5 protein-coding genes are annotated in these 8,421 nt (G+C 74.0%); 1 reads left to right on the top strand and 4 read right to left on the bottom strand.

Annotation, left to right across the window (positions count from 1 at the left end; genetic code table 11):
• Positions 1-70: 70 nt before the first annotated feature.
• Together HET64_RS32995 and HET64_RS32990 are read right to left on the bottom strand one after the other, a co-directional pair.
• The gene (locus tag HET64_RS32995) at positions 71-1,441 is read right to left on the bottom strand and encodes a phosphomannomutase/phosphoglucomutase (protein WP_215110829.1); all 1,371 of its coding nucleotides are present in this window, start codon (positions 1,439-1,441) and stop codon (positions 71-73) included.
• A 57-nt stretch (positions 1,442-1,498) separates the two neighbouring features.
• Positions 1,499-1,876, bottom strand: coding sequence for a DUF3499 domain-containing protein (locus HET64_RS32990; protein ID WP_032753657.1), 378 nt, complete (start codon positions 1,874-1,876; stop codon positions 1,499-1,501).
• A 351-nt stretch (positions 1,877-2,227) separates the two neighbouring features.
• Between HET64_RS32990 and HET64_RS32985 the strand changes: the two genes are divergently transcribed.
• Positions 2,228-2,656: a metallopeptidase family protein gene (locus HET64_RS32985; protein ID WP_215110828.1), complete on the top strand. Its 429-nt coding sequence runs from the start codon at positions 2,228-2,230 to the stop codon at positions 2,654-2,656.
• Between the two features lie 110 nt (positions 2,657-2,766).
• On the opposite strand, the gene HET64_RS32980 is transcribed toward HET64_RS32985, so the two are convergent.
• Both HET64_RS32980 and HET64_RS32975 read right to left on the bottom strand, forming a co-directional pair.
• Positions 2,767-4,305, bottom strand: coding sequence for a DUF5719 family protein (locus HET64_RS32980; RefSeq protein ID WP_215110827.1), 1,539 nt, complete (start codon positions 4,303-4,305; stop codon positions 2,767-2,769).
• Positions 4,302-8,222, bottom strand: coding sequence for a glycosyltransferase family 2 protein (locus tag HET64_RS32975; protein ID WP_215110826.1), 3,921 nt, complete (start codon positions 8,220-8,222; stop codon positions 4,302-4,304). Before HET64_RS32975 ends, HET64_RS32980 begins: the two co-directional genes overlap by 4 nt.
• Positions 8,223-8,421 lie beyond the last annotated feature (199 nt).

Below are 8,421 nucleotides of genomic sequence, written 5' to 3'. Positions count from 1 at the left end.
GGATGGGACGGGGCGGAGTGGGGTGCGAACGTCGAACGTGCCTGGCGGGGCCGGAGCGCCGCCGGGTGGTTCAGGCCTTGCGGATCAGGCCGAGAACCTCGTCGCGTACCGCCGCCATCGTCTTCTCGTCCCTCGCCTCGACGTTCAGGCGCAGCAGCGGTTCCGTGTTCGAGGCGCGGAGGTTGAACCACCAGTCGGCGGCCGTGACCGTGAGGCCGTCCAGGTCGTCGAAGGTGATGCCGTCGTGGGCGCCGTAGACCTTCCTGACCTCGGTCAGGCTGGCGGCCTGGTCGGCGACGGTGGAGTTGATCTCGCCGGAGCCGCTGTAGCGGTCGTACTCCGCGACCAGTTCGGAGAGCGGCTTCTGCTGGCCGCCGAGTGCGGCGAGTACGTGGAGGGCGGCGAGCATGCCCGTATCGGCGTTCCAGAAGTCGCGGAAGTAGTAGTGCGCCGAGTGCTCGCCGCCGAAGATCGCGCCGTGCCGGGCCATCTCCGTCTTGATGAAGGAGTGGCCGACGCGGGTGCGGACCGGGGTGCCGCCGTTCTCGCGGACCACCTCGGGGACGGACCAGGAGGTGATCAGGTTGTGGATGACGATGCCCTCACCGCCGTTGCGGGCCAGCTCACGGGCGGCGACCAGGGCCGTGATCGCGGAGGGGGAGACGCCGGCGCCCCGCTCGTCGACCACGAAGCAGCGGTCCGCGTCGCCGTCGAAGGCGAGGCCGAGGTCGGCGCCCTCGGCGAGGACGCGGGCCTGGAGGTCGACGATGTTCTTGGGGTCGAGGGGGTTGGCCTCGTGGTTGGGGAAGGTGCCGTCCAGCTCGAAGTACATCGGTACGAGGTCGAGCGGGAGGCCCTCGAAGACCGTGGGGACCGTGTGGCCGCCCATGCCGTTGCCCGCGTCGACCACGACCTTGAGGGGGCGGATCGCGGTGAGGTCGACGAGGCCGAGGAGGTGGACGGCGTAGTCGGTGAGGGTGTCCCGCTCGGTGATCGTGCCGGGGGCGGTGGCGGCCGCCGGCTGGGGGGTGCCTTCCGACCACTGCTCGACCAGGGTGCGGATCTCGGCGAGGCCGGTGTCCTGGCCGACCGGGGCGGCGCCCGCCCGGCACATCTTGATGCCGTTGTACCGCGCCGGGTTGTGCGAGGCCGTGAACATCGCCCCGGGCAGGCCGAGTGCCCCCGACGCGTAGTACAGCTGGTCCGTCGAGCAGAGGCCGATGAGCGTGACGTCCGCGCCCCGGGCCGCCGCTCCCCGGGCGAACGCGCCGGCGAGCCCCGGTGACGTGGGGCGCATGTCGTGGCCGATCACGATCGCGTCGGCGGCCGTGACCTGGACGAACGCGGATCCGAAGAGTTCGGCCAGCGATTCGTCCCACTGGTCGGGCACCACTCCGCGCACGTCGTACGCCTTGACGAGCTGCGACAGATCAGCAACCACGGCCGGTCCTCCTGGGGTCTTTGCGGACCGCCCAAACTACCCGGCCGGGTGACGCCTTCAGGAGTCCGGGGAGCGGAGCACTCTGAGGTGGCCTCGGCGGGCCACTTCCACCGGGTCGGCGGCGCGTGGTCCCCGGCCTCCGCCGTCCGGACCCCGGTCGTGCGGGCGTGCCGCTTCGCGGACCGCGTTGGCCAGTGCTTCGAGGTCGTCGCCGCTGGGGTGCGCCGGTGCGGAGCCGTCGGAGAGCCGCACCACTTCCCAGCCCCGTGGCGCGGTAAGCCGCTCACTGTGTTCGGCGCAGAGGTCGTAACAGTGGGGCTCGGCGTAGGTGGCGAGCGGGCCGAGGACCGCAGTCGAATCGGCATAGACGTACGTCAGTGTCGCGACGGCAGGGCGGCCGCACGCGGTGCGCGAACAGCGACGTACAGGGCTCACGATGTTGGACGGTACCGCACTCTTGAGCGGGCCGCGACGACTCCCCCTCGGGTCACCCCACCGTGTCGCCCCGTGACCTGCGGCACAGCAGCGTTCCGGGCGGCTACCCTGACCTGCGCCGGGGCGGGGGCCGACGATCGCACGGCGGTCGTGCCGGTCGCGGACGGGGGTGGATCGCGGCGTCGGGCGCAGGGCCGATGATCGGATCACGGGCCTGAAAGGGGCTCAACCTTGGCCGAAATGTTCAACTGCGGACATCCGGATGCGGGACGAGCCCCTCTCCGAAAGGCCCGGTCGGCCGCGTCGGCTCGCCGATCACCCCGGTCCCCGGAGCGTTACGCTGCGTCGGTGATGGACAGCTCCGTACCTCCCCACCCGTCCGAGCCGCGGCCCCGGCGCCGTGACCGGCATGGCCGCGGCATGCGCGGGCCGGTCGCGCCCCCGCAGGTGCCGCTGTCGGCCAGCCGGGGCGAGACCTTCCGTGATCTGGTCCAGGACTCGGTGGAGCGGCTGGAGCGGCGCTGGCCCCAGCTGGCCGAGGTCGACTTCGTCGTCCTCGATGTGCCCGGTACGCCGGAGGAGATCGTTCCGCTCGGCAGTTCGGTGTCCGCGGGCAAGGGGCGGCCCGCGCAGATCGTCGTCTACCGGCGGCCCGTCGAGATCCGCACCAAGAGCCGCGACGAGCGCGCCCTGCTCGTCCACGAGGTCGTCGTCGAGCAGGTCGCCGAGCTGCTGGGGCTGGCACCCGAGTCGGTCGACCCGCGGTACGGGCAGGACTAGCCCGACCCGCGGTACGGGCAGGACCAGCCTCCCTGGAGCAGCCGCTGGAGCAGCCCCTGGGGTACGTCCCCCCCGGGGGGGGCCGGCTCGGCTCGGAGGTTCGCTCGCCCTCAGTCGTCCAGGACCGAGAGGTCCTGGCGGGCCGACGGGACCTCGACCGTGCCCCCGTCGTCGGGGAGCGTCTGCACGGTGAACATCTGGACGCCGTCCTCGGTGCGCGCCAGGGTGCGCGACGCGTGGACCGGGCCGCCCGAGGTGGTCTCGACGGTCAGCGCGTAGGCGCCCTTGAGGCCTTCCGGGGCCTTCGGGGTGACGGCGAGGGTCGTGCCGGCCTTGACCGTGTACGTCTCCACGGCCGGTTCGCCTCCGTCGCTGCCCGCCGACGCGGTGACCTTCACCTCGGCGGTGGCGCCCGGCGCGGTCAGCGACAGCGTCGAGCCCTTGGCCCGGTTGTCCGGGACGCTCGCCCGTGCGCCGACCGGTCCGGTGGCCGGGATGTAGGCGACCTCCTGCTTGTCGCCCTTGCCGCGGACCACGCGCAGTGCGGCCACGATGGGGGTCGCCCGGTTCTTCTGGACGGGGCTCAGACGCAGGGAGCCCGGTTCGCCCCGGGTGACGTCCTTGAGGTCGACGGCCGCTGTCATCGAGGACTTGACGTGCAGGGTGGCGTTCCCGGCCGGGGAGAACGCCGCGTTCTTCCCCAGGAGCTGGACCTTCACGTCCGCGTCGTCCTCGCCGGGTGCGAACGCCACCAGCTGTACGGAGGTGGCGTCGGCCGGGATGCCGGGCAGCACGAGCGTGCCGGTGGGGTCGTCGGACGCCGTGATCCAGTCGCTGCCCGCCTGGTCGTCGGCGCTCAGGACGACCGCGCCGACCCGGCCCGAGCGGGTGGTGACGTGGGCGGTCAGGTGGTCGACGGCCTCGGCGGTGAGGGTGGACAGCAGAACGGCGACGCTGGAGCGGGCCGGCACGGTGATGCCGTCGCCGACCTCGGACTTGAGCGCGCCCTCGGGGCCGTACAGCTCGATGTCGGCGACGGCGGCGGAGTCCTCGGGGTTGGTGAGGTGGAGGTAGTCCTGGCGGGACTTCGCGGTGCTCGCGCCCGGGAACCAGAAGTCCGTGTCGGGAGCGGTGCAGGTGACCCCGAGGAGTCCGCGGGCGCCGCCGACGGTGACCTCGGTGGTCTGCTGGGCGGCCCAGCCGGGGGCCAGCGTGCCGGTGGCCGTGCCGACGAGGGCCGGGGCGCCGGAGCCGTCCGCCTCGGCGACGACCGGCTTTCCGGGCTCCTTCACGGCGAGGACCGGCTTGTCGGCCTTCTCCTTCGCCTTCTTCGCCGCCTCCTCGGCCTTCTTGACCTTCTTCGGGTCGGTCTCGTCCTCGTCGTCCACGACGGGCAGGGCCGGCTTCAGCTCGGCGGTGCCCTTGGCGTCGCCGCCCTCGCCCGCCGGGGTGAACGCGGTGTACTGCGTCTCCGCGAGGTCGGAGTCGCTGGGCGCCGGGCAGACCAGGCTGGAGCGCTCGACCGGCAGCAGCGCGGCGGACTTCGTCCCGGTGTCCGCCGGGGCTCCGGGCGCGGTGATCGTGGCGAATCCGGTGATGGCGGCCAGGACGGCGGCGCCCGCGATCAGGGACAGGTGGGTGGACTTCACTCGGAATCGCCTCGCGATGCGTTACCGGTCTGCCACGGGGCCTGGCCCGGGGCCGGAGGGTCGGTCGGTTCGCCGTTCTCGGCGGGGTGCCGGTCGGGCCGGGGCTGCTGCGCGGAGTCGGTGTAGGGCTGCTGGTACGGCCCGCCGACGTACTGGCCGTACTCGTCGTACGCGCCCTGGGCGTTGTAGGCACCCTGGTCGTTGTACGCGCCTTGGTCGTTGTAGGCGCCCTGGTCGTTGTACGCGGCCTGCCCGCCGTACGTGCCCCGCTCGTTGTACTGCTGTGTGTAGGGGTCCTGGGCGTCGTAGCCCTGGTAGCCGGCGCCCTGCTGCTGTTGCTGTTGCTGTTGCTGTTGCTGGGCGTACGGGTCCGGCTGGTACGTCGCGTAGTTGTCGCCGCCCGGCTGCTGCCGGCCGTCCCACTGCGCGTACTCGCCGTACTGCTGCTGCGGGACCGCCGCGTAGCCGCCGGTGGCTTCCTGCGGGTCGTGCGCCGGGGGGTGCGCGGCGTACGGGTCGGCGGACTGCTGCGCGGGGATGTACTCCCCCTGGTCCGCGGCCGGGACTAGCGACGGATCGCGGTCGTCGGGGTGGACGTCGGCCCCGGGCTCCGCGGACTCCCCGGCGTTGGCCGCCGCCTCGGCCTGGGCCGCGGCGCGCAGCCTGCGGGCGCGGCGGCCCTCTCCGTCGACCGGCTCGGCGGCGACGGCGGGCGACGCCTCCTCGGGCAGGTCGTCGTCGATCTCCCGGCGTCGGCCCGGCAGGGCCATGACCACCAGGACCAGGAGCAGTCCGGCCTGCGCCCAGATCCACGCGGTGTGGGTGATCGGGGCGTCGTGGGTGAGGTCCAGACGGCCGCCCTCCGCGGGCAGTTCGAAGCCCTGGGCCCAGCCGTCGACGGTCTTGCGGGGCAGCGGCTCGCCGTCCAGGGTCGCCGTCCAGCCCGGGTCGGCGGCGTCCGCGATCCGCAGCACACGGCCCGCTTCGCCGGGCGGGATCTCGGAGTGGGCCTCGACGGCGGCCGAGCCGACCGGAAGGTGCTCGCCCTCGCCGGAAGCCGGGGTGATCATGACGCGGGCGACCTGGCGGTCCACCCGCCACAGGGCGCTGCCGTCGAGCTGGCTGAGGCGGCTGAGCCCGGGCGTCGAGTCGAGGACCCGGCTCATCTCGCGCGGCGCTCCGTCCCGGACGAGGACGTAGCGGATCGCGAAGCCGCTGAGCTGGCCGCCCTGGTCGGCGCCGGAGCCGGCGACGAGGTTGGCGACGACCTTGTCGAGGTGGCCGTTACTGCCGCCCGCCTCGGTGAGTTCGCCGTCGCCGAGCCGGGCGCCCGAGCCGCGGACCAGGCTGTACTCCACGGTGCCCGGCGAGCTGCCGCCGAGGACGAGGGTGCGGGGCTGGTCGCGGGTGGTGCTCTCCTCCGCCACGAAGGCGGGCACCTGGACGGGGTCGCGCCGCTCCAGGGGTCCGTCCGCGCCGCCGATCATCCAGCCGAACGCGGCCAGGACCGGGGCCAGTCCGGCGGCCAGCGCGATCAGTACGGCGACGGGCTGACGCCAGCCGAAGCTCTGTTCGGCGACCCGGATGCGGGCCCCGTCCGCGCCCACCAGGGCGGCGGCGATCAGGGCGGCGCCGTAGACGAGGGTGGCGGGTCCGGCCCAGGTGGATCCGTTGGCGACGGCGGCGAAGAGGAAGCCGACGAGCGCGACCGCCCAGGCGGTGCGGACGGCGGACTGCCGCTCCCCGCGCAGCAGGGCGGCGAGCGCAGCCAGCACGATGCCGAGGAGCAGGATGCCGCCCGTCGCCCCGGGGCCGCCGGGGCTGATGCCGAGCAGGTCGAGGCCCGATGCCGTTCCCGTACCGATGTCCAGGCCCGCTTCGGTCAGGAGCGCGGACGGGTTCGTCAGGAGCGTGAGCGACCAGGGGGCGAGGACCAGTACCGGGGTGCCGACTGCGGCGACGAAGCGGAGTCCGTACGCCGTGATGTCGCCGCGCCGCAGGACGAGGACGCCGATGCCGAGGACCACGGCGAGCGGCCAGACGATCGGGGTGAACGCCATCATGACGGTCAGCAGCAGCGTGTACGCCCAGGTGGCGCGCCAGCTGCCGCGCTCCCCCGCCGCGCTGTCCACGCGCAGCCCGTGGGCGGCTACGCCCGCGCGGGCGGTCAGCGGGAGCAGGACGAGGAGGACGGCGGTGCCGAGGCGGCCGGTGGCCAGGGCTCCGGTCGCGGCGGGCAGGAAGGCGTACGCGACGCTCGCCCAGGCCCGCAGCAGCCGCGAGGGGAGCAGCGGGCGGGAGGCGAAGTAGGCGGTGAGCCCCGCCAGCGGGATCGAGCAGACCAGCAGCACGCTGATGGCGAATCCGGTCGAGCCGAGGAAGAGGGCCGACAGGGCGGCGAGCAGCGCGAGGTAGGGCGGGGCGGTCTGGGTGCCGCCGGTGCCGACGGTGTGCCAGGCGTCCGCGTACTGCCCCCAGAGCGCGCCGGCCTCGGCCGGGGCGGGCAGCAGTGCGCCGCCCGCCAGTGCGCCGCCGCTGAGGAGGTTGCGGCCGGCGATGAGGGAGACGACCAGGAGCAGCGCGAAGAGGATGGGTCCCGGTTTGCGGCCGATACGCTTGAGGCGGGCGAACTGGTCGATCTCCAGGAAGTCGGCGTCGTCGCCGCCGGGCCCGGATTCGACGGCTCCGTGCCGGGAACCGCCCGAGTCGGCGTCCGTACGGCCGCCGAAGTTGCCCGCGACCTGGTCGACGGTGGCCCGGACGGTCGCGCCCGGCGGCGGGAACAGTGCGCGCAGTTCGGCGGCGTCGACGACGCCCTTGCCGCGGTCGCGGCGGGCGGCGAGGATGCGGCCGGGGCGCAGCAGGGTGCCGAGCAGGCCGGTGACCTCGTCGAGGGCCTGGCCGGGCACCTTGCCGACGAGGTAGGCGAGGGTACGGAGCAGGGTGCCGACGACGAGCCGGAGCAGGACCCAGGGCAGGGCCTTGCCGCGGGCGTTGACGAGCATCGTGTAGACCGCGCCCGCCTTGTCGACGCGGTGCGGGCTGGCGACCGAGCGGCCGGCGCAGTCGATGGGGCGGCGTTCGCGGGCGGAGGCCTCGGCGTGCCGCAGGACGGCGTCCGGGGCGACGAGGACCCGGTGGCCCGCCAAGTGGGCGCGCCAGCACAGGTCGACGTCGTCACGCATCAGGGGGAGCCTGCGGTCGAAGCCGCCGAGCTCCTCGTAGACGTCGCGGCGGATGAGCATGCCGGCGGAGGAGACGGAGAGGACGGTACGGACCTGGTCGTGCTGGCCCTGGTCCTGCTCGCGGCGGTCCAGGCCCGTCCAGCGGCGTCCGCTGTTGGCGATGGAGACGCCGACTTCGAGGAGCTGCTTGCGGTCGTACCAGCCGCGCAGTTTGGGTCCGACGATCGTGGCGTGCTGGTCGGTGTCGACGACGCGCAGCATCTCGGCGAGCGCGTCCGGCTCGGGCGCGCAGTCGTCGTGCAGCAGCCAGAGCCACTGGACCGGTTCGCCGTGCGGCAGTTCGGGGAGGTCGTAGTTCTCGTCGACCCAGGTCCGGCCGGCCGGGTCCCAGCCGCTGGGGCGCTTGAGGTACGGCAGGTCGTCCGGGGTCAGGGTTCCTGCCGTGCGGGCCGCCTCGTCGACGGCGGTGCCGAAGCTCGTACGGCGTGCGAGGTGCAGGACGCGTTCGTCGCCGAGCGCCTCCGTGACCAGCCGGGCCGAGTCGTCGGCGCTGCCGGTGTCGGCGGCGACGACGTTCTGGACGGGGCGTTCCTGACCGAGCAGCCCGGCCAGCACGTCGGGCAGCCAGCGGGCGCCGTCGTGGGAGACGAGCACGGCGGTGACGACGTGCCGGGGGAACTCTGGGGCGGCGGCGGCCGCGTTCGGCGCCGCCGAGTGGCTGTGCACGGACATCGAGGTACGGGCCCTCCGGCCGGGTCCGGGGGCGTCCCCGGGGGCTGCATCGGTGTACACGCGCGCGCCGTCGGGGCGTTGGCGCGTCTCGGACGGGGCCCCACACTAACGGTACGGACAGGTGGCGGGGGTCGGAGCGGGTGAAGGGGCCGGGCGCGGACGTGCCGACGGCCCGTCTGCCGAGCCCCGGGGAAGGGGT

Source organism: Streptomyces sp. McG3, assembly GCF_018619185.1.
Lineage (GTDB): Bacteria > Actinomycetota > Actinomycetes > Streptomycetales > Streptomycetaceae > Streptomyces.
This window is presented reverse-complemented; position numbering and strand designations above follow the sequence as displayed.